Below are 20,506 nucleotides of genomic sequence, written 5' to 3'. Positions count from 1 at the left end.
CAAGCCCGCGCGAGCGCACTGGACCCGGGATGGCATCCCGGGCATGGGCGGATCTCACGCCTTGATATTGTTGTCCTTCACGACCTTGCCCCAATAGGCGACCTGCTTGTCGAAGAAGGTCTTGAAGGTGGCGCCGTCCTGGAGCAGCAGCGTCATGTGCTGGGTGTCCTTGAGCTGGGCGGCGGTCGCGGGCTCGCTCAGGATCTCCTTGGATGCCGTCGCCATGGCCGCGACGACGTCGGCAGGCGTACCTGCGGGGGCGAAGATGCCCCACCATGCCAGCGTCTCGAAATCGGGGAAGCCGGCCTCGATCGCGGTGGGCGTGTCCGGCAGGGCCGGCAGCCGCTCGCGGCCGAGCTGCAGGATCGGGCGCAGCATGTTGGTCCCGAGCTGGGCCGCGACCAGCGCCGCCGATCCCGCGATGAGATCGACATGGCCGCCGAGCACGTCGTTCATGGCCGGCCCGCCGCCGCGATAGGGCACGTGCATGATCTCGACGCCGGCCTTGCTACCGAGCACGGTCATGGCGAGATGGCCGAGCGTGCCGATGCCGACCGAGGCGTATTTCACCGCACCGGGGCTCGCCTTGCAGGCGGCGACCACGTCGGCAAAGCTCTTGTAGGGGCGTCCGGCGCCGGCCGCGATCACGTAGGGCGCGGTGCCGATCAGCAGCACCGGCATCAGCTCGCGCTCGACATCGACCGGCGGCTTGTCGAGGATCGACGGGATCACCGCATGGGAATCGAACGTCACCAGGAAGGTCGAGCCGTCGGCCGGGCTCTTGGCGACCTGCGCCGCGCCCAGCGCACCGGCCGCGCCCGATTTGTTCTCGACCACGACGATGCGACCCAGCTTGGTCTGCAGGTTCGTCTGCAGCAGCCGCGCCATCGCGTCGGTCGATCCGCCAGGCGGAAACGGCACCACCAGCGTTATCTTGCCGGCCTGCGCTGCTGCCGGTGCCATCGCGAGGATGGCCGGTGCGGCCAAGAGCGTGCGTCGTGTGATCGTCATGGTCCCCTCCCTTGTTGTTGCGCCCGGCTTTTTGCTCTGTGGCGCTCGAGCATGATCCGGAAAAGTGTGCAGCGGTGTTCCGAAAAGATCATGCTCAAGAAAATAGGCTAAAGCGCAAGGCGCTTTAGGTCGTGCCGAAGCCTGACCCTGCTTTTCTGTATTCTGGCCGAGGCGGACTGAAGATGTCCAGCACGCGGGCGCCGTCGGGACCGGCACGCATGGTGTGCGGCACGTTCCCTGGCGTGCGCCAGAAATCGCCCTTCTTGACCGGGATTTCCTCGTCGCCCTGGACGCGGATGGCGGAGCCGTCGAGCAGCACGCCCCATTGCTCTTCGGGATGATGATGCAGCGTGCCTTGCGCATGCGGCGCCAGTGTCACCACCGACAGCATCGCTTGCTCGCCGGAGAAGATGCGCGTGGTCACGCCGGCGGCGAGCTCGCGGAAGAGGCCGTCGCTGGCGTCGTCGAGATTGTGGAATTCGTCCTTCTGGCTCACGTCATCCTCCCCTTTACACTCCGCCAGATCAGGCCTTGCCGTAAGCGCCCTGGTAACGACCCTCACGGATCGCCTTCAGCGTCTCCTCCTCGCGCGCGACCTGGACGCGCACTGCTTCCAGCAGCGCGGCCGCACCGGTCGCGGGAAACGACACCACGCCGTCCTCGTCGCCGACGACGATGTCGCCGGGCGCGATCACGCTGCCGCCGATCGTCACCGGCACGTTGATCTCGCCGGGGCCGTTCTTGTACGGACCGCGATGGATCACCGCGCGGGCGTAGCAGGGAAAGTCGTCGGCCGCGAAGGCCGCGACGTCGCGGATCGCGCCGTCGATCACATAGCCTTCGGCTTTGCGCCATTGCGCGATGTTCTTCATGATCTCGCCGATCAGCGCGCGCGTCTCGTCGCCGCCGCCATCGACCACGATGACGTCGCCGGGCCCGACCAGGTCGAGCGCGCGGTGGATGGCGAGATTGTCGCCGGGCCGGGTGCGCACGGTGAAGGCCGTTCCCACCAGCTTGCCGCCGCGATGATACGGCCTCAGCCCGACCGCGCCGGGCAGCCGGCCGAGGTTGTCCGAGATCACCGAGGTCGGCGCGTCCCTGAAACCTTTAATGATATCAGCCGGGGGCTTCGGCACGCTGCTCGCTGCGATGGTGATCGTCATATCAGTCCTTCCGTGTTTGTCTCATTCAGCATGCGCCCGCGCCTTCGAAAGGCCAGATCCGGAAGGCGCGCCACTTCGTCTTCCTGGCGTCGCCAGCCGGGAGTGAGGCGCTCGCAATACGAGTGTAACAGCCTGCCGGCGGGGCGCTGTGACTCCCGCGCCACGTCAAGCACAAAATGTCAGCATCCCAGCCCTGAATTTCCCGGGTTCCATGGGTGACAAGCCGGCCATAAAGAGGCAAAAATCTGGCTCGACTCAGTTCGGGTTGCGTCTTGCAAGGAATACCCTCTTAGAATGTCGGCCGTAGTTACATCGCATCGCGCGGCGCTGCTTCTCGTTGCCGCAGCAGGATTTATTCTGCTGACGCCGGGGCATGCCGAGGCGCAATGGTGGAAACGCGCACCTGTCGATTTCGAGGAATGCGCCGACGCCGCCGAGAAAGCCGCAACCAAGGCTGAGAAGACCGCGGCCCTTGCCGATTGCAACGCCAAGTTTGCCGGCCGCCGCAAGCTGGGCGGCGGCTATTCCTATTACGATTTCCTCCAGGATCGCACCTTCGACATCGCCGGCCCCAACCCGACGCCGGAGGAGCAGAAGAAGATCGACGAAGCCTATACCGCCTATCTCGCCAGGCAGCGCCGCAGCAACGAAGCGGCCCAGGCCACCGCGCGGCAGCAGCGCGAGCAACAAGAGCAACAGGCGCAGCAGCTGCAGCAGGTCGCGCTGCGGACCGAAGTCGAGCGCGTGCCGGTCCCGGTCGAGCGGCCGAAGGTGCAGCAGGCCGCAGGCGCGAAGCCGAAGGCCGCGCCTTGCGCCAAGGGCTCGTTCTCCTGCGAATGGCCGCGTCTGTCGGAAAGCTTGAACGACCTGAAGAAGCTGTTCAACCCGACACCGAGCAAGCCCGCGAAGAAAGGCTGAAGCAGCAGCCGTCATTGCGAGATGGTCGTAGGGTGGGCAAAGGCGCAAGGCGCCGTGCCCACCATTTGTTTATGATCGAGAGAGTCGGTGGGCACGCTTCGCTTTGCCCACCTACGAGAGCTGAGCTCACGACAGGCGTCATTGCGAGCGCAGCGAAGCAATCCAGAGTCTCTGCACAGAAAGATACTGGATTGCTTCGCTGCGCTCGCAATGACGCGTGGATGGAGCTCCGGCTTGCAATCCTCAGTTCGGCTGCTTCTTCTTGCCGCGCTTCGGATGGACCACCGGCGCTGCGACCGTCGGCGAAGCACCCAACTGCGACCGGCTCTCCTGCAAACGCCTGTCATAGCCGGGGGAGTTCAAGACCGTCGGCGGCCTGGCGTAGGCGAGCGTCGACATGCCGCAGAGCGCGGCCAGCGCGAGGCCGATCATCAGACAACGCTTCATCACGCCCTCCTCGTCCTCAAGTCACACCCCGGATCTGCTGCGGCGTCAGCCGCGGCGGACCGTTGCCGGCCGCCTCGGCTTCCTTGATCAGCGCAACAATGCGGCGCATCAGCGGCACGGCGACATGGTTCTGCTCGGCGAGCGCAATGACCGCGCCTTGCAGATAGTCGATCTCGGTCTTGCGGCCCTGCTTCAGATCCTGCCACATCGAGGAGCGCGCCTCGGGATCGATCTTCATGGTCCGCCCGAGGATCGCGCCGAAGATCGCATCGGGCAGCCGCAGCAAGGCCGGAGACCAGCTCGTCGGGATCGGCGTCGACGATACCGGCACGATGCCGGCGGCCTTCAGTGCGGCCAGCCCTTCCGCCATCTGGTCAGCGAACAATCTTCGCCAGTCACGGTTCGCCAATTGCGCGGCGAGCGGCATGTCGGACAGCGCGCTCAGCGCATTGTTGAGGTTGATGATCAGCTTGCCCCATTGCACGCCGGTGATGTCACGGCTCGCGCGCACACTGAGGCCGGAGACCGAGAGCGCCACGGCCGTGTTCACCGAATCGTCTCCGACGTGAATGTCGCCGGAGGTCGAGCGGTGGAAACGGCCATCGCCCATCGCGATCACGTTGAACGGCACCATGCCGGCGAGCACGGACCGGCCGCCGAGCCGCTCGCGCAGCACTGCGACATTGCCGATGCCGTTCTGGAGCGAGACGATGACGGCATCCTCAGGCGCATGCTGCGCGATCTGGTCGGCGACAGCGGCGGTGTCGGCGCTTTTCACCGTGACCAGCACGATGCCGGCGCTGTGCAAGATCGAAGGGTCTTCCAACAGCGCGAGCTGGCCGGCGCCGAGCTTCGTCTCGGAGCCGTCGAAATCGGTCAGAAGCAGGCCGAACCGCTCGATCTCGGTCTTCACCCGCGGCCGCACCAAGAGCGCGACGCGCCGGCCGGCGGCGGCCAGCTTGCCGCCGACGAAACAGCCGATGGCGCCGGCGCCAGCCACCACGATCGATCGATCCGCAACCACTGGGCTTACTCCCTGAATGACCGGCCTTCGATAGCAGAGGCGAGGCCGGCAACCAATCGCGGCGCATCCGACTTGTAACGGTCATGACTGCCCCATATGTTTTCGCCCCGGGGGCAGCCAGCGGCGAGCGCTCGCCGAACGAGACGCCAAAGGAGAGCACCATGGGTCTACTCGACGTCCTCAACGGCATGCAGAACGGCCCGCGCGGCCCCTCTACGCCGAGCTCAGAGAAATCCTCCGGCGGCATGTCGCCGATGACGATGGCGCTGCTCGGCCTGCTCGCCTGGAAGGCGTTCAAGCATTTCACGACCAGCCAGTCAGGCTCGGCGCCGCAACCGTCACCATCGCCAGCACCGCCGCCGGTGAACGCGGGTGCAGGCGGCGGCGGGCTAAGCGACATTCTCAAGGGCGGCCTCGGCGGCCTGCTCGCGGGCGGCGCGGCCGGCACCGTGCTCAGCGGCGGTCTCGGCGATCTCCTCAACCAGCTGCAGCAGGGCGGCCACGGCGATGCCGCGAATTCCTGGGTCGGCAAGGGCGAGAACAAGCCGATCGCGCCGGGCGATCTCGCCAGCGCACTCGGTGCCGACCAGATCGAGAGCCTGTCCGCCCAGAGCGGCCTGTCGCGCGAGGAACTGCTCAACGGCCTCAGCCAGTATCTGCCGCAAGTGGTCGACCATCTGACGCCGGATGGACGGCTACCGACCGAGAACGAGCTCTCGGGCAGAATCTAGTCGGACCTCGATCGATACGCTTTCGGGAAGGGGAGCAAAGTCATGAGCATGGGCGGCCTGTTGTGGATCATCGTCGTCGGCTTCATTGCCGGCCTCATCGCGCGCTGGCTGGCGCCGGGGCCGAACAATCCGAGCGGCTTCATCCTCACCACCATCCTCGGCATCGCCGGCGCGTTTCTAGCGACCTTCGTCGGCCAGGCCATCGGCCATTACAGCCCCGACCAGGGCGCCGGCTTCATCACAGCGACGATCGGCGCGGTGGTGGTGCTGTTCATCTGGCACCGGCTGGTGGCGAGTGGCGTGATCAAGGGGTAGCAACCTCAATCGGGAGGGGCGGCACACCGCCTCCACATCGTCATTGCGAGGAGCGCAGCGACGACGCAATCCAGACTATTTCCGCGGAGGGACTTCTGGATTGCTTCGCTGCGCTCGCAATGACGAGTTCACGTCACCAAATGCATTCCCGCATCCATGCGCACGACTTCGCCGGTCATGTTGCTGGAGGCCGGCATCGCCAGGAAGCAGACGAGCTGGGCGATGTCCTCCGCGGATGATGCGACCTTCAGCGGCACCTTCGCCACGACGCTGTCGCGTACCTGCTTGGCCTGCGCCTCGCCGCGGCCCTTGGTGAACCAGGGCGTGTCGATATAGCCCGGACACACGGTGTTGACGCGGATCAGCGGCGCGAGGGCACGCGACAGCGACAGCGTCATGGTGTTGAGCGCGCCCTTGCTCGCGGCGTACGCAATCGACGAGCCGACGCCGCTGATGCCGGCGACCGACGACACATTCACCACCGCCGAGGGCCGCCCCGAAGCCTTCGCACCGGCCTCGAGCAGGCTGCGCGCTGCGCGCACCATCTGGAACGGGCCGATCGTGTTGACGCCATAGACCCGCTGGAAGTCTTCCGCCGACAAGCCGTCGAGATCGGCATGAGCCACATGCTTGGTGGTGCCTGCATTGTTGACGAGGATATCGAGCCGGCCCCAGCCGCTCGCCGCCGCGACGATCTTGCGGCAATCCTCATCCTTGGAGACGTCGCCCTGTGCGACCAGCACCTCAGCGGCTCCCGCCTTGCGGCAGGTCTCGGCCGTCGCCTCGGCTTCCTTCTGGCTCGACGAATAGTTGATGACGAGCCGCGCCCCGCTGCGGGCGAGAATTTCCGCAGTCGCTGCACCCAGCCCGGATGCGGACCCCGTCACGATTGCGCACAAGCCGTCTTTTGCCATCCGGATTTCCTTCCCCTTGTATCTGGTGTGGCGTCCTGTTTAGCGAGTTTGCCGCGCCCTGCAAATCGAGCAAACTCCGCTAAGCGGAATTAGCATTTCCTGGAGCCTGGCCCCATGCCGGCGCCGCAGATGGACCTGCGATCAACGCTTGTCAGGGCCATGGCTTTTTCCGATCATCGGGCGCAAGAAGAGACTGCGCACTGGCCGATCAGACCGGACGCGCCAATGGCAAAATACGGGGAACGCTGTGGCGGAGAGTGACAATATCGTCGTCGAGACCGCGGAGAAAATCTTCGCCGATCTCGCCGATCCGCAGACCATCAACAACGACAAGACGAATGCGTGGCAGGCGCCGCTGTGGCAGGCGCTGAGCGAAGCCGGCCTGCCGCTGTCCTGGGTGGCTGATGATCTCGGCGGCTCGGGCGCGAGCCTCGCCGACGGCTTTGCGCTGATGGGCGCCGCCGGCCGTTTCGCGGTCGCGGTGCCGCTGGCCGAGACCATGCTGGCGGGATGGCTGCTGGCGCAGGCGAAGATCGCTTCGCCCGAGGGCGAGATGACGGTGCTGCCGGCCACGCCAAAGGACCGCATCAGCCTGGATGCCGACGGCGCGCTCTCCGGCCGTGCCCGCGGCGTGCCCTTTGCCAAGACGGCGAAGCATTTCGCGGTGCTGGCGCACGGCAAGGACGGCGTTTCCATTGCGCTGATCGACGTGGCCAAGGCGCGGATCGAGGCCGGACTCAATGTCGGCTACGACCACAGCGACACCGTCACTCTCGACAAGGCCCAGCCGATCACCATCAAGCCCGCGCCGAAGGGCTTTGCGCAGACCCATCTGATGCTGATGGGCGGCGTCGCGCGCAGCCTGCAAATCGCAGGCGCGCTGGAATCGATGCTCGACATTTCCGTGCGCTATTCCAACGAGCGCGTCGCCTTCGAGAAGAAGATCTCGAAATTCCAGGCGGTGCAGCACAATCTCGCCCGCCTCGCCGGCGAATCCGCCGCGGCCTTGGCGGCGGCGACGTCCGCCGCCGACGCCATCGCCAACGCAAAATCGTTCAACGACGAGATCTATCTCGAAGCCGCCTCCGCAAAAATCCGCTGCGCGGAAGCTGCCGAAAAAGGCGGCGGCATCGCGCATCAGGTCCATGGCGCGATCGGCTTCACCATGGAGCACATCCTGCACCGCTATTCGCTGCGGGCGCTGGCCTGGCGCGACGATTTCGGCTCGGAGAGCTACTGGGCGGTCGAGCTCGGCAAGCTCGTCGCAAACCGCGGCGCCGACGAATTGTGGCCGCTCGTGGCATCGCGCTGATCGGAGAGAGAAGACATGACCGCTGCCCTGCGTTTCGATCCGATCCGCCTGCCCGAGAAATGCGAGCAATTGCGCAAGGAAGTCCGCGCCTTCCTCGCCGAGGAGATCGCCGCCGGCACCTTCGATCCGCACAAGCCCAACCGCGAAGACACCGACGCGCCGGAATTTTCCCGCCGGGTCGGCGCCAAGGGCTGGCTCGGCATGACCTGGCCGAAAAAGTATGGCGGCCAGGAACGCTCCTTCCTCGAGCGCTACGTGGTGACCGAGGAGATGCGCGTTGCCAACGCGCCGACGCGGCGCTTCTTCGTCGCCGACCGCCAGAGCGGGCCGGTGCTTTTGAAATACGCGCCCGAGCATATCAAGATGGAGATCCTGCCACGGATCTGCCGCGGCGAGATCTGCTTTGCCATCGGCATGAGCGAGCCGAATTCGGGCTCCGACCTGTTCGCGGCGAAGACGCGCGCGACCAGGACCGACGGCGGCTATCTGATCAACGGCACCAAGATCTGGACCTCGTCGGCGCATATCGCCGACTACATGATCGCGATCTTCCGGACCTCGCCGCCGACCAAGGAAAACCGCCGTCATGGCCTGACCCAGTTCCTGGTCAAGATGAAGCAGCCGGGCATCAAGGTGAACCCGATCGGCCAGATCACCGGCCAGTACGAGTTCAACGAGGTCGTCTTCACCGATCACTTCATCCCCGACGACCATGTGCTCGGCGAAGTCGACGGCGCCTGGAAGCAGGCGACGAGCGAGCTCGCCTATGAGCGCTCGGGCCCCGAGCGCTTCCTCGAGACCTATTACGTGCTCACCGAGCTCGTGCGTGCGGTCGGCCCCAATCCGGACACGCGCAGCGCTGAGGGCATCGGCCGCCTGGTCGCGCAGCTCCACACCATGCGGCGCATGTCGGTCTCGGTGGCCGGCATGCTCGAAGCCGGCAAGGAGCCGGTGGTGGAGGCGTCCATCGTCAAGGACATCGGCACGGTCTGGGAGCAGCAGCTGCCGCATCGGGTTCGCGATCTCGCCGCCTTCGTCGAGGAGACCGCGACCAATCGCGAGACCCTGGAGCGGCAGCTCGACTTCGCGATCAAGACCGCGCCGAAACTCACCATCCAGGGCGGCACCACCGAGGTGCTGCGCGGCATCATCGCCCGCGGATTGGGTCTGCGCTAATTCAATCGAGGATCATCATGAGCACGTATAAAGATATCGGCGTCGAGAAGGTGGGGCATGTCGGCACTATCGAGATCCGCCGCCCGCCGCTCAACTTCTTCGACATCTCGCTGATCAACCAGATCGCGGACGCGCTCGACGAGTTCGACCGCGACATCGAGATCCGTGCGTCCGTGCTCTCCGCGCAAGGCAAGGCGTTCTGCGCCGGCGCCAATTTCGGCGATCCTGCGCGGCAGGCCCAGGAGGCACGCGAAGCCGAGAAGAAGGGCGATCCCGCCGACAGTCTCGGCCCGATCAACCATCTCTACATCCAGGCCGTGCGCATCTTCCGCGCCAAGAAGCCGATCGTCGCCGCCGTGCAGGGCGCGGCCATCGGTGGCGGACTCGGGCTTGCAGTGTCGGCCGACTTCCGCGTCACCTGTCCCGAGGCGCGCTTCTCCGCCAATTTCACAAAACTCGGCTTCCATCCCGGCTTCGGCCTGACCGTGACGCTGCCGGAGCTGATCGGCAAGAACAACGCCGAGCTGATGTTCTACACCAGCCGCCGCGTCACCGGCGAGGAAGCCTACAGATGGGGCCTCGCCAACGAGCTGGTGCCGCAGGACCAGGTCAAGGCGGCGGCGATGAAGCTCGCCGGCGAGATCGCCGAATGCTCTCCGCTCGGCCTGCTCTCCACCCGCGCCACGATGCGCAATGGCCTCGCCGACCGCGTGATGGCTGCGACCAATCACGAGCTCGCCGAGCAGACAAGATTGCGCGCGACGGAGGACTTCAAGGAAGGCGTGAAGGCGACTGAAGAACGCCGCGCGGCGAATTTCAAGGGGCGGTAAGCCGGAGCAGTAGCGTGGGCAAAGGCGCAAAGCGCCGTGCCCACCATCGCTTCATTTGTGTGGCGGAATTGGTGGGCACGCTTCGCTTTGCCCAACCCTGCGCATGAGTCGCTCAGCTCACGCGAAACGTCACTCCGCCCAGCAAGAACTCATTGCCCGCGACCGCGAGTCCCTTCGCCTTGGCGGTATGCAGCACCTGCGCCACGTCTGTCACCCGAAACTCCAGCGCGCTCATGATCTCGCTGGCGCCCTTGACGAAGCGAAAGGTCGCATTGGGCAGCTTCAGTTCGGTGCCTTCAGGCGCAACGCCGATGATCCTGCCCCAATGCTCGGCCAACCCTTGCGGATCCGGGCTCTGCATCTCCACCACCGTCAGCGCCTCGGTGACATCCTTGCGGATGAACTTTTGCCAGTCCGGTCCGGCCGGCGGATACGGACCGAGGATATCGTCGCTGCCGTCGGTGTGATTGAACTCGATGAAGGCGGCGCGGCAGTCGCGGGGGTGGAGCTGCACGCCGTGATAGGGCGCGTGGTCGATGACGTTGGCGGTGCGCACACCGAGCGCGTTGGCATTGCGGCCGCGCTCGTCCGGATCGTCGCAGCAGAAGATCGCCATGTAGCCGCCGCGGCCGCCGGTCTTCTCGATGAAGCGGCCGGCCGTGGTGCCGTCCTTGAACGGCGCGACCACCTCCAGCAGGATCGTGTCGACCGGGAGCAGCGCGTTCTCCAGGCCGTATTTGGCGACATTGCCGTCGCGATAGCAGACGGCGAGGCCCATGATCCGGCCGATATCCGTGATGACGGGCTCGAGCTGCGGCGCGACCAGGCAGATCTGACGCAGCCGGATATAGGGCGCCATGGTCATGCGCCCCTGAAGCTCGGCTTGCGCTTCTCGACGAAGGCCTTGGCGGCCTCCTTGTGGTCCTCGGTGTCGCCGCAGCGGGTGTGATGGATCGCCTCGCCGTCGAAGCAATCCTCCAGCGCCAGGTGCTCGGCATTGTTGATGTTGCGCTTGATGAAGCCGAGCGCGATCGACGGACCCTGCGCCAGCGACAGTGCGAGCTCGTGCGCGGCGGCGTCGATCTCGGCGTCGGGCACGACTTTCGTCACCATGCCGATCGCGTGCGCTTCCCTCGCCGTGAGCACCGGCGACATCAGATAGAGCTCGCGCGCCCGCGCGCTGCCGAGCAACTGGGTCAGGAAGTAGGTGCCGCCGTAATCGCCGGAGAAGCCGACCTTGGCGAAGGCGGTGGTGATCTTGCAGGATTCGGAGGCGATCCGCAGGTCACAGGACAGCGCCATCGACAGGCCGGCGCCGGCCGCCGCGCCATCGAGCTGCGCCACCACGGGCTTCGGCATCTGATGCAGGATGCGCGAGACCTCCATGCCGCGGCGCAAGTTTGCGAGCTTCTGCTCGAACGGCAGCGGTGCGCGCCCCTGCGCCATCGATTTGACGTCGCCGCCGACGCAGAACGAGCCGCCGGCGCCCTTGAACAGCACCCCCCGCACCTCGGGATCATCCGCCGCGCGCCGTGCCGCCTCGACCAGCCCGGCGACCATCTCGGGGTTGAGCGCATTCTTCCGCTCCGGGCGATTCATGGTGATGGTGAGCAGCCCGCCTTCGAGCTTTTGCAGGACCATGTCGTTCATGCGGACGTCTCCTTGTTATTGTCTAGCCGACCTATCACCACATCGTCATTGCGAGCGAAGCGAAGCAATCCAGGAATGTTTCCGCAGATGCAGTCTGGATTGCTTCGTCGCAAGAGCTCCTCGCAATGACGGCGTGAAGAAGTCACGCCGTCACTTCTTCACCAGCGGGCAGCGCGACTGCTCCAGCGACTGGAATGCCTCGTTGCCGGGGACGGTGGCGAGCAGCTTGTAATCGTCCCAGCGGCCCTTGGACTCCGACGGCTTCTTCACCTCGAACAGGTACATGTCGTGGACCATGCGGCCGTCCTCGCGGATCTTGCCACCCTTGGCGAAGAAGTCGTTGATCGGCGTCTCCTTCATCAGTTTGATCACCGCCGCGGCGTCGGTGGTGCCGGCCGCCTTCACGGCTTTCAGGTAATGCGTGACGGAGGAATAGACGCCGGCCTGCGCCGAGGTCGGCACCCGCTTGGTGCGCTCCATGAAGCGCTTCGAGAAGGCACGCGTGTCGTCGTTGAGATCCCAGTAGAACGCTTCCGCGAGCAGCAGACCCTGCGCGGTCTCAAGCCCGATCGAGTCGATATCGGTGACGAAGGCGAGCAGCGGCGAGACCTTCTGGCCGCCCTTGGTGATGCCGAACTCCGCCGCCTGCTTGATGGCGTTGATGGTGTCGCCGCCGGCATTCGCGAGCCCGATCACCTTGGCCTTGGAGGCCTGGGCCTGGAGCAGGAAGGACGAGAAATCCGACGTGTTGAGCGGATGGCGGACGGCACCGAGCACCTTGCCGCCGGTCTTGGTCACGACGGCGCTGGTGTCCTTCTCCAGATCCTGGCCGAAGGCGTAGTCGGCGGTGAGGAAGAACCAGCTGTCGAGACCCGACTTCACCGCCGCAAGACCGGTCACATTGGCCTGGCCGTAGGTGTCGAACACGTAGTGGATGGTGTAGGGACCGCAGGCCTCGTTGGTGAGACGGATCGAGCCCGGCCCGTTGAACATGACGATCTTGTTGCGCGCTTTCGCGATCTCGCCGGCGGCAAGCGCGGTCGCGGAGGCCGCGACGTCGTAGATCATCTCGACGCCCTGGTTGTCGAGCATGTCGCGGGCGATGTTGGCGGAGAGATCGGCCTTGTTGAGATGATCGGCCGCCAGCACCTGGATCTTGCGTCCCAGCACCTCGCCGCCGAAATCCTCGACCGCCATCTTCGCCGCAGTCTCGCTGCCGGGGCCGGTGATGTCCGCATAAAGGCTCGACATGTCGAGAATGCCGCCGATCTTCAGCGGCGGCTTGTCCTGGGCCTGTGCGGCGCTCGCATTGAGGGCAAACGCGGCGGCAAAAATGCCGGACAAAATACTCTTCATCGAAAACGACCTCCCTTATCGCGCCGTGCTCTGATGGCGGCTTGGTTATTGCTCTTGGCTATTCGCTGTTGCCGCAATCATGCCGCATGCGCAAGAGCGCAGCAAGCGGAGGGGCGGAGCGAATGCGTGATTGCCGCGTGTGTTTTCCGCAAAGCGGAATGGTGAGGTACGACGAAATGTTTCCGCGTCGTCAGTGCGAGCGCAGCGAAGCAATCCAGAAATGCGTCCGCGGAAACAGTCTGGATTGCTTCATCGCGAAGGGCTCCTCGCAATGACGGAGTATGGCGAAACCTCTTCGCACCCAACCACGCTTGAGGTATGGTTGCCGCGCAGCGCAACCTCTCCGGGTCACGTGACGCAACGGCTTCGCCTCATCGTCCTCTTTCTTCTCGTTGCGGCTAACACCGCCTTCGCCGCACCCTGCCAGTTCGAGTCCCAGGGCGAAGGCCGCGTCGCTGGCATCGTCGATGCGCGCAGCATGCGTCTCGACGACGGCCGCGAGATCCGCCTCAGCGGCATCGCGCCGACCGCGACCACGAAGCAGGCGCTGACCTCGCTGCTCGCCGGCCGCGACGTGATGCTGCGGAGCGCTGACGACACGCCCGATCGCTACGGCCGCCAGAGCGCACTGGTCTTCATCGGCGAAAGCGACATCTCGGTGCAGGCCATGCTGCTCGCCCGGGGCGAGGCCGTGGTCTCCGCCGAGATCGTAGACAAAGACTGCGCGGCCGCCCTGATGGCGTCCGAAGCCGCAGCGCGGCGTCAAAAAATGGGCAGCTGGGCTGACCCGTCGGCCATAAAAAACGCGGAAAGTCCGGACGATATTTTGGCGGAGATCGGGCGCTTTGCGGTAATCGAGGGCAAAGTCCTGTCAGTCCGGCAAGCTGGGGCAACGACCTACCTCAACTTCGGACGGAACTGGACACGTGGCTTTGCCGTGACTATTTCAAAGCGCACGCTAGCGGCGTTCGAAAACGCCGGCATGGCCCTTAAGTCCCTGGAAAATCGGCGTATTCGCGTTCGGGGCTGGGTTGAGGGGACGACGGGGCCGCGTATCGATGTGCGTCTCTTGGGACAGGTTGAATTGCTGGGCGCAAACGAGCCTACTGGGGTAAGGCCTTAAACGGCCGGGCACGGGTTAATCGACGTGAATGGGGTGCTAGAACGGCACGGACTGGGTGATTGCCGCCGCCTGCGGGCTGCGCCGGCCGCGCTTTGCCTTGTGCTGGGCGGGCTTCTCGCCGGCTGCGGCGATATGGGCCGGTTCCAGACTGCGGCGACCCCGACGGCCGTCGCGATGCCGAAGCCAAAGCCCGCCGTCGCACAAACCCCGGCCACCGAAAAGGAGCACGAGCGCATCCTGGCGAGCTATGGCGGGACCTATGACGATCCCAAGCTCGAGGCGCTCGTCAGCAAGACCGTCGACCGGCTGGTCGCGGCCTCCGACCGGCCCGACCAGGGCTACAAGGTCACGATCCTCAATTCCGGCGCGGTGAACGCCTTTGCGCTGCCGAACGGCCAGCTCTATGTCACGCGCGGCCTGCTTGCGCTCGCCAGCGACACCTCCGAATTGTCCTCCGTGCTCAGCCACGAGATGGCGCATGTGCTGTCCAAGCACGCCGCAATGCGCGAGGACCAGGCGCGCCAAGCCGCGATCGTCACCCGCGTCGTCACCGACATGAGCAACGATCCCGACCTCACCGCGCTGGCGCTGGCCAAGACCAAGCTCACCATGGCGAGCTTCTCGCGCAAGCAGGAGTTCGAGGCCGACGGCATCGGCGTCGGCATCTCCGCCAAGGCGCATTTCGACCCTTACGGCGCGGCGCGCTTCCTGTCCGCGATGGAGCGCAATGCCGAGCTGAAGGCCGGCAAGAGCTCGCTCGATCCGCGCGCGCAGGATTTCACCTCGTCGCATCCGGCAACGCCGGAACGCGTGCAGAACGCGCAGAACATTGCCCGCCAATACACGGCGCCCGAAGGCGCCGAGCGCGATCGCGAGAGCTATCTCGCCGCGATCGACAACCTCGTCTATGGCGAAGACCCCAGCGAAGGCTTTGTCCGCGGTCGGCGTTTCCTGCATCCGAAGCTCGGCTTCACCTTCCAGGCGCCGGACAATTTCACGCTCGACAACACCGCACAGGCCGTGATCGGCGTGCGCGAGGGCGGCGCGCAGGCGATGCGCTTCGACGTCGTGCGCGTGCCCGGAGAGCAGTCGCTCGGCGACTACCTCAACTCCGGCTGGATGGAAGGCGTCGAGAAGGCCTCGACCGAGGACCTCACCATCAACGGTTTTCCGGCGGCGTCCGCCACCGCCAAGGGCGACCAGTGGCAGTTCAAGGTCTATGCGCTGCGCTTCGGCAGCGACGTCTATCGCTTCATCTTCGCGGCACGGCAGAAATCGACCGAGAGCGAGCGCAACGCGCGCGAGACCGTCAACTCGTTCCGCCGCCTGACGCTGGAGGAAATCCAGGCCGCGCGCCCGCTGCGCATCAAGGTCATCACGGTGCAGCCCGGCGACACCGTGGAATCGCTCTCGCACCGCATGGCCGGCGTCGACCATCCCGCCGAGCGCTTCCGCGTGCTGAACGGCCTCGATCGCACCGCGCAGGTCAAGGTGCGCGATCGCGTCAAGATCGTGGCGGACTAACGCCTCGCTAAGCGCGCGTCGTCCCGGAGAAACGCGGCTTCCCGCGCACTATGATCAGCGCCGCCGCCATCACCTCCAGCGCGATGCAGAGATAGAACGGCAGCGTATAGCCGCCTGAGAGATCGCGCAGGAAACCGACGACGCCGGGGCCGAACGCATAGGTCACCTGGTTGATCGCGGTATTGAGGCTGATCAGCACGCCGAAGGCGGCGGAGTCGAACTCCTGCTGCACGATGAGCGAGGGCAGCGTGATGAGGTTGCCGACCGAAAAGCCGAACACGGCGCAGGCCGCGATCAGTACATAGTCGTTGTGCAGGTTGATGACGGCGAGAAGCGCGGCGGCCTGGCTGAGGAACGACAGCGCGGACGCGAGACGCTGATTGAGGCGGTCGATCACCAGCGAGAACAGCACGCGACCGACCACCGCCATCGCGGTCAGCACCGCGACGGCCACGGCGGCACGCTCGCGCCCGACCACGGGATCGAGGAACGAGATCAGATGCACGATGAAGCCGACCTGGGCGAACAGCACGAGGGCAAAGGCGATCGTCACCGTGAGGAAGCCGACGTCGCGCAGCGCCCAGGCGCGGATCTCCGTCGATGATTGCGGTCTTGCCTTCGCCGTCGCGTGCCAGCCGTGGCGATCGGGCGGGCGGCCGACGAGAAGGAGGATGACCGGCACGAGCAGCACCAGCATGGCGCCGGCGGCGGCGTACATCGCACCGGCAAAGCCGACATGGCCGATCAAGGCCACCAGCAGCGGCACGCCGGCGATGCCGCCGAAGCTGGCGCCGTTGAGTGCGAGACTGATCGCCATGCCGCGCCTCTCGTCGAACCACAGGCTGATCGTGTTGGTGATCATGGCGAGACTGGTGCCGGCCCAGCCGAAGGCGAGCACGGCATCGGCGAGATAGAGCTGCCAGGGCTCGCGCACCGCGCCGATCGCGACTGCGGCCGCCGCCATCGCCAGCGTGCCGGCCAGCAGGCTGAGGCGCGGACCGTATTTCCGCACGGCCTCGCCGACGAAGACGACGAGCAGCGCGCCGAACAGGTAGAAGAACGTGGTGCCGGAGGAGATCAGCGAGGCCGGCCAGCCCCGCGCCCGCTGCAGCTCGGCGACATAGACGCTCTGGCCGTAGAAGCCGAGCCCCCAGCCGAAGGTCGCGAGCAGGAAGCAGACCGCGACGATGCGCCAGCCTTCGTAACGAAGCGAGGATTCGTCGATTGGCGGAATGTGGCGGGGATTGTCGAGCATTTGCGCTGGTCCTTCGTTCCCCCCGCGAGCGCTTGGGCTGAACGCTCGCCTGTTGATGACGAGCATCATGTAACAACGCGGCTCTCGAAAATCACTTCGACCTGGATCGAAGTGTCAACGCTGCTGACAGCCTCTTGCCAAACTAGACCGCGTCGGGGAACTCGCCCATGGCTGCCTCCAGCCGCGCCTGGCGGCGCCTCGCCCAGGAGACCAGCGAGAGCACGGCAAGACCCAGCAGCACCGGCGGGAACACCACGAGGTTCACCGCGGACCAGCCGAAATTGGCGAGCAGCTGGCCCGACGAGAACGAGCCGATCGCCATCATGCCGAACACCAGGAAATCGTTGAAGGCCTGCACCTTGTTGCGCTCCTGCGGACGATGCGTCTCCAGCACCAGCGCGGAGGCGCCGATGAAGGAGAAATTCCAGCCCACGCCGAGCACGATCAGCGTCGCCCAGAAATGCATCGCCGTGAGGCCCGAGAGACCGATGGTGGCGGCGCCCGCCTCCAGCAGCAAGCCGGCGGCGACGATCTTCGGGGCGCCGAAGCGCGCGATCAGCGTGCCCGTGAAGAAGCTCGGCCCGTACATCGCAACGATGTGCCATTGCAGGCCGAAATTAGAATCGGACACCGACAGGCCGCACAGCTTCATCGCGAGCGGCGCCGAGGTCATCACCAGGTTCATCATGGGATAGGCGATGACGCCGCACAGCGCCGCCGCGATGAAGCGCGGTTGCGTCACGATCGTCAGCAGCGGCCGCCCGCCGTGCAGATCGGCAGGCGCGGGCTTCGGCATATCGACGCCGGCGACGATGCCCATCGCGATCAGCGCGACGGCGGCCTGCACCAGGAAGCTGAAGGCGAACAGATAAGGCTGCCAGACGTCCATGGTCCATTGCACGAGCTGCGGACCGAGCACGCCGGCGAACACGCCGCCCGCCATCACCCAGGACACCGCCTTGGGCCGGTAGGCCGCACTGACGCCGTCGGCGGCGGCGAAGCGATAGGATTGCGCCACCGCGCCGTAGAGGCCGCCGAGAAAGGTCGCGACACAAAACAGCGCGAACGAGCCGTGCAGGATCGCGAACGAGCCGAGCAGACCCGTGAGCGCGCCGAGGCCGGTGCCGATGACGAAGGCGGCGCGGCGGCCGAAGCGGCGCGAGATCGCGCCGGTCGGCAGCGTGCCGGCGGCGAGCCCGACCACATACATCGAGATCGGTACGGTCGCGAACGACATGTCCGGCGCGAGCGTGGCGCCGACGATCGCGCCAGTGGCGAAGATCACCGCCGAGTTGGCGCCGGTCAGCGCCTGCGCGGCGGCAAGGCGCACCACATTGGCGCGCACGCGGGCATCGGCGGCGATCTCATTGGCTGCAGTCACGTCCAGCATCGGCACTTCCGCCCCAAGGGCATTTGAGGCTTTCGAGGGCCTTGTTGATTCCCGGCACTATGGAGGGGCGCGGAAGGACGGGCAACCGACGCAAACGGGCGCGGGCCATGCCTCTGACGCAATCAATGGGATGATAGCGGAGTGCGCCCTTGACGGCTTGCGCTCGATCAAATCCTATCCGCCGCGAACTTTACGGAGTTTCGTTCATGTCCGTCGACGACAGGCCCACGCTTCAAGCTCCCGACGACGATCCCTGGCTGTGGCTGGAGGAGATCGAGGGCAAGCAGGCGCTCGATTTCGTCGAGCGACAGAATAGCCTGACGCTGCAGGCCTTCGGCGGAGCGGCGTTCGAACGCGACCGCGATATTCTCGCTGGCATCTACGATCGTCCCGACAACATTCCCTATGTCAGCCGCCGCGGCACTGACCTGCACAATCTCTGGAAGGACGCCAGCAATCCCCGCGGCCTGTGGCGGCGGACCACGTTGGAAGAGTTTCGAAAGCCGCATCCGGCATGGGAAACCATACTTGATATTGATCAGCTTGCGGCGAGCGAAGGCGAGGACTGGCTGCTGAGCCAGATCACCACGATGCCCGGCAGTTCGCGCGCGATCCTCAGCCTGTCGCGCGGCGGCAGCGACGCCGTCACTTTGCGCGAGTTCGATCTCGACACGAGAAGCTTCGTTGCCGGCGGCTTCGCACTGCCGGAAGCCAAGGGCGGCGTCGACTGGCTCGATGCCGACACGCTGCTGCTTTCGAGCGCGCATGGCGAGGGCATGGCGACGACATCGGGCTATGCGCGCACCGTGCGGCTTTGGCGGCGCGGCCAAAGGGTCGAACAGGCTTCGGTGCTGTTCGAGGCCTCGGCGGACGACATGGCGGCATATTGCTACGTCGATCGCATCACGTCGAATCGAACGATATGGTTCGGCCGCATGCTGGATTTCTTCAACTTCAGCGTCTCGATCGGAGATCAGACCGGACCGCTCGCAAGGCTGGATCTGCCGACCGACATAGAATTGCAGGCCCATGGCGACTGGCTCGCGATCAAACCGCGCTCGAACTGGTCTGTGGCCGGACGGACGTACGAGGCCGACGCGGTGCTCGGCATCTCGCTCTCCGCATTCCTCAAAGGCGGCCGCGAGTTCGCCATGCTGTTCGAGCCGGCGCCGCGTCGGGCGATCCAGGGCTTCTTCTGGGTGGCAGGCAGGCTGGTCCTTTCGATCCTCGACGAGTTGAGGCCGCGTTTCGAAATCTGCACGCCTTCCGCTGCGACATGGAGCCGCGAGACGCTTTCCGGCTTGCCGGGAATCGGCGTCGTCGACGTCTGGGCGCTCGATCGCCATGCCTCCGAGAGCAACGGCGCCCTGCTCGCCAATGTGCAGGATCCGCTGACGCCGCCCTCGTTGCTGCTGATCGAACGCGGCGTCGCAAGCCCGATCGTGCTGAAGCAGGCGCCGAAGACGTTCACCGCCGACGGGCTCATGGTGACGCAGCACGAGGCGATCTCCGTTGACGGCGAGCGGATCCCCTATGTGCAGACCGGCCCCGCCGGAGAGACCGGCGATGCGCCGGTCTATATGAGCGCCTATGGCGGCTTCGCGGTTTCGGTGAAGCCGGATTACAACGCGTCGCTCGGCAAGCTGTGGCTGGAGCGCGGCGGCACCACGGTGCAGGCGAATTTGCGCGGCGGCGGCGAGTTCGGCACGCGCTGGCACGATGCCGGACGCCTTGCCGGCAAGAGGCTCTCTCACGACGATTTCGCCGCCGTGGCCGCCGATCTCGTCCGCCGCGGTGTGACGAGCGCAAAGCGTATCGCCGCGCAGGGCGGCTCGAACGGCGGCATCCTCATCACCAACATGCTGGTGCGCTACCCCGAGCGTTTCGGCGCGCTGTTCTGCACCATCCCGCTGATCGACATGCGCCGCTACACAAAGCTGCTCGCGGGCGCGAGCTGGATCGCGGAATATGGCGATCCCGACAAGCCCGACGAATGGGAATGGCTCAAGACCTACTCCGCCTATCACAACGTGAGGGCCGGCCAGGCATATCCGCCGATCCTGATCGCGACGACGCGGCGCGACGACCGCGTCCATCCCGGCCACGCGCGCAAGATGGCGGCCAAGCTGCAGGCCATGGGCTATGAGGCCTGGTTCTACGAGCCGGCCGCAGGCGGCCACGGCTACGGCAAGGACAACAAGGAGCGCGCGGGCTTCGAGGTGCTGGGCTATCGGTTCTTGAAGGAGAAGATCGGGTGGCGGGATGACGAAGACTGAGACGTCTTGACAAGGTGCTGGCCACGGACAGTTCTTGCCTCTCCCGCTTGCGGGAGAGGCCGACGCGCTCGAAGAGCGCGGCGGGTGAGGG

Annotated in this window: 20 protein-coding genes; 9 read left to right on the top strand and 11 right to left on the bottom strand. The window is 65.7% G+C overall.

The genetic code is table 11. The features are described from left to right. Window positions 1–54: 54 nt before the first annotated feature. The 3 genes from ACNJYA_RS03405 to ACNJYA_RS03395 form a co-directional block, all read right to left on the bottom strand. Window positions 55–1,011, bottom strand: a complete 957-nt coding sequence (locus ACNJYA_RS03405; RefSeq protein WP_212258845.1) for a tripartite tricarboxylate transporter substrate-binding protein — start codon at window positions 1,009–1,011, stop codon at window positions 55–57. Between the two features lie 124 nt (window positions 1,012–1,135). Then, entirely contained in the window at window positions 1,136–1,507 is a 372-nt protein-coding gene (locus ACNJYA_RS03400) for a cupin domain-containing protein (protein ID WP_172786589.1), read from the bottom strand. A 28-nt stretch (window positions 1,508–1,535) separates the two neighbouring features. Beyond that, on the bottom strand, window positions 1,536–2,174 hold the full coding sequence (locus tag ACNJYA_RS03395; RefSeq protein WP_172786588.1) for an RraA family protein: 639 nt from the start codon (window positions 2,172–2,174) through the stop codon (window positions 1,536–1,538). A gap of 294 nt (window positions 2,175–2,468) precedes the next feature. On the opposite strand from ACNJYA_RS03395, the gene ACNJYA_RS03390 reads away from it, so the two are divergent. Continuing rightward, a complete protein-coding gene (locus ACNJYA_RS03390; protein ID WP_439402048.1) occupies window positions 2,469–3,092 on the top strand; it encodes a hypothetical protein in 624 nt (207 codons plus the stop codon). Window positions 3,093–3,335: 243 nt separating this feature from the next. Here the strand turns inward: ACNJYA_RS03390 and ACNJYA_RS03385 are convergent, their stop codons facing one another. Together ACNJYA_RS03385 and ACNJYA_RS03380 are read right to left on the bottom strand one after the other, a co-directional pair. Beyond that, window positions 3,336–3,539, bottom strand: coding sequence for a hypothetical protein (locus ACNJYA_RS03385; RefSeq protein ID WP_439402047.1), 204 nt, complete (start codon window positions 3,537–3,539; stop codon window positions 3,336–3,338). Between the two features lie 16 nt (window positions 3,540–3,555). Beyond that, a complete protein-coding gene (locus ACNJYA_RS03380) occupies window positions 3,556–4,563 on the bottom strand; it encodes a 2-dehydropantoate 2-reductase (RefSeq protein WP_439402046.1) in 1,008 nt (335 codons plus the stop codon). Window positions 4,564–4,724: 161 nt separating this feature from the next. Here ACNJYA_RS03380 and ACNJYA_RS03375 point away from each other — a divergent pair, with 161 nt between their 5' ends. Together ACNJYA_RS03375 and ACNJYA_RS03370 are read left to right on the top strand one after the other, a co-directional pair. After that, a complete protein-coding gene (locus ACNJYA_RS03375; protein ID WP_172786584.1) occupies window positions 4,725–5,294 on the top strand; it encodes a YidB family protein in 570 nt (189 codons plus the stop codon). Between the two features lie 42 nt (window positions 5,295–5,336). Further along, complete coding sequence (locus ACNJYA_RS03370; protein WP_172786583.1) at window positions 5,337–5,609, top strand: GlsB/YeaQ/YmgE family stress response membrane protein; 273 nt, start codon at window positions 5,337–5,339, stop codon at window positions 5,607–5,609. Between the two features lie 128 nt (window positions 5,610–5,737). Here ACNJYA_RS03370 and ACNJYA_RS03365 read toward each other — a convergent pair whose 3' ends face one another. After that, the gene (locus ACNJYA_RS03365; RefSeq protein ID WP_260381753.1) at window positions 5,738–6,523 is read right to left on the bottom strand and encodes an SDR family NAD(P)-dependent oxidoreductase; all 786 of its coding nucleotides are present in this window, start codon (window positions 6,521–6,523) and stop codon (window positions 5,738–5,740) included. A gap of 247 nt (window positions 6,524–6,770) precedes the next feature. On the opposite strand from ACNJYA_RS03365, the gene ACNJYA_RS03360 reads away from it, so the two are divergent. The 3 genes from ACNJYA_RS03360 to ACNJYA_RS03350 are packed head-to-tail and all read left to right on the top strand — an operon-like array spanning window position 6,771 to window position 9,841. Further along, window positions 6,771–7,835, top strand: coding sequence for an acyl-CoA dehydrogenase family protein (locus tag ACNJYA_RS03360; protein WP_439402045.1), 1,065 nt, complete (start codon window positions 6,771–6,773; stop codon window positions 7,833–7,835). Window positions 7,836–7,850: 15 nt separating this feature from the next. After that, window positions 7,851–9,011 carry an acyl-CoA dehydrogenase family protein gene (locus ACNJYA_RS03355; protein WP_212258862.1) on the top strand — a complete coding sequence of 387 codons (1,161 nt, stop codon included), beginning with the start codon at window positions 7,851–7,853 and terminating at the stop codon, window positions 9,009–9,011. Window positions 9,012–9,028: 17 nt separating this feature from the next. Continuing rightward, complete coding sequence (locus ACNJYA_RS03350; RefSeq protein WP_212258864.1) at window positions 9,029–9,841, top strand: enoyl-CoA hydratase/isomerase family protein; 813 nt, start codon at window positions 9,029–9,031, stop codon at window positions 9,839–9,841. 112 nt (window positions 9,842–9,953) lie between these two features. On the opposite strand, the gene ACNJYA_RS03345 is transcribed toward ACNJYA_RS03350, so the two are convergent. The 3 genes from ACNJYA_RS03345 to ACNJYA_RS03335 form a co-directional block, all read right to left on the bottom strand. After that, on the bottom strand, window positions 9,954–10,700 hold the full coding sequence (locus tag ACNJYA_RS03345; RefSeq protein ID WP_439402044.1) for a hypothetical protein: 747 nt from the start codon (window positions 10,698–10,700) through the stop codon (window positions 9,954–9,956). A 2-nt stretch (window positions 10,701–10,702) separates the two neighbouring features. Then, on the bottom strand, window positions 10,703–11,491 hold the full coding sequence (locus ACNJYA_RS03340; RefSeq protein ID WP_439402043.1) for an enoyl-CoA hydratase: 789 nt from the start codon (window positions 11,489–11,491) through the stop codon (window positions 10,703–10,705). A 150-nt stretch (window positions 11,492–11,641) separates the two neighbouring features. Next, entirely contained in the window at window positions 11,642–12,847 is a 1,206-nt protein-coding gene (locus ACNJYA_RS03335) for an ABC transporter substrate-binding protein (RefSeq protein WP_172786578.1), read from the bottom strand. A 271-nt stretch (window positions 12,848–13,118) separates the two neighbouring features. On the opposite strand from ACNJYA_RS03335, the gene ACNJYA_RS03330 reads away from it, so the two are divergent. Next, the gene (locus ACNJYA_RS03330; RefSeq protein ID WP_439402042.1) at window positions 13,119–13,970 is read left to right on the top strand and encodes a thermonuclease family protein; all 852 of its coding nucleotides are present in this window, start codon (window positions 13,119–13,121) and stop codon (window positions 13,968–13,970) included. Window positions 13,971–14,102: 132 nt separating this feature from the next. After that, window positions 14,103–15,494 carry a M48 family metalloprotease gene (locus tag ACNJYA_RS03325; RefSeq protein ID WP_246571735.1) on the top strand — a complete coding sequence of 464 codons (1,392 nt, stop codon included), beginning with the start codon at window positions 14,103–14,105 and terminating at the stop codon, window positions 15,492–15,494. Window positions 15,495–15,501: 7 nt separating this feature from the next. Here ACNJYA_RS03325 and ACNJYA_RS03320 read toward each other — a convergent pair whose 3' ends face one another. Continuing rightward, on the bottom strand, window positions 15,502–16,749 hold the full coding sequence (locus ACNJYA_RS03320; protein WP_439365373.1) for an MFS transporter: 1,248 nt from the start codon (window positions 16,747–16,749) through the stop codon (window positions 15,502–15,504). A 142-nt stretch (window positions 16,750–16,891) separates the two neighbouring features. After that, the gene (locus ACNJYA_RS03315) at window positions 16,892–18,139 is read right to left on the bottom strand and encodes an MFS transporter (protein WP_439402041.1); all 1,248 of its coding nucleotides are present in this window, start codon (window positions 18,137–18,139) and stop codon (window positions 16,892–16,894) included. A 206-nt stretch (window positions 18,140–18,345) separates the two neighbouring features. Here ACNJYA_RS03315 and ACNJYA_RS03310 point away from each other — a divergent pair, with 206 nt between their 5' ends. Continuing rightward, window positions 18,346–20,415: a prolyl oligopeptidase family serine peptidase gene (locus ACNJYA_RS03310; RefSeq protein WP_439402040.1), complete on the top strand. Its 2,070-nt coding sequence runs from the start codon at window positions 18,346–18,348 to the stop codon at window positions 20,413–20,415. The last annotated feature ends 91 nt before the right edge of the window (window positions 20,416–20,506 follow it).

This window comes from Bradyrhizobium sp. BLXBL-01, assembly GCF_051853025.1.
In the GTDB taxonomy this organism is placed as follows: Bacteria; Pseudomonadota; Alphaproteobacteria; order Rhizobiales; family Xanthobacteraceae; genus Bradyrhizobium.
Note: the sequence above shows the minus strand (reverse complement) of the source record. Positions and strands in the feature narration are given on the sequence as shown.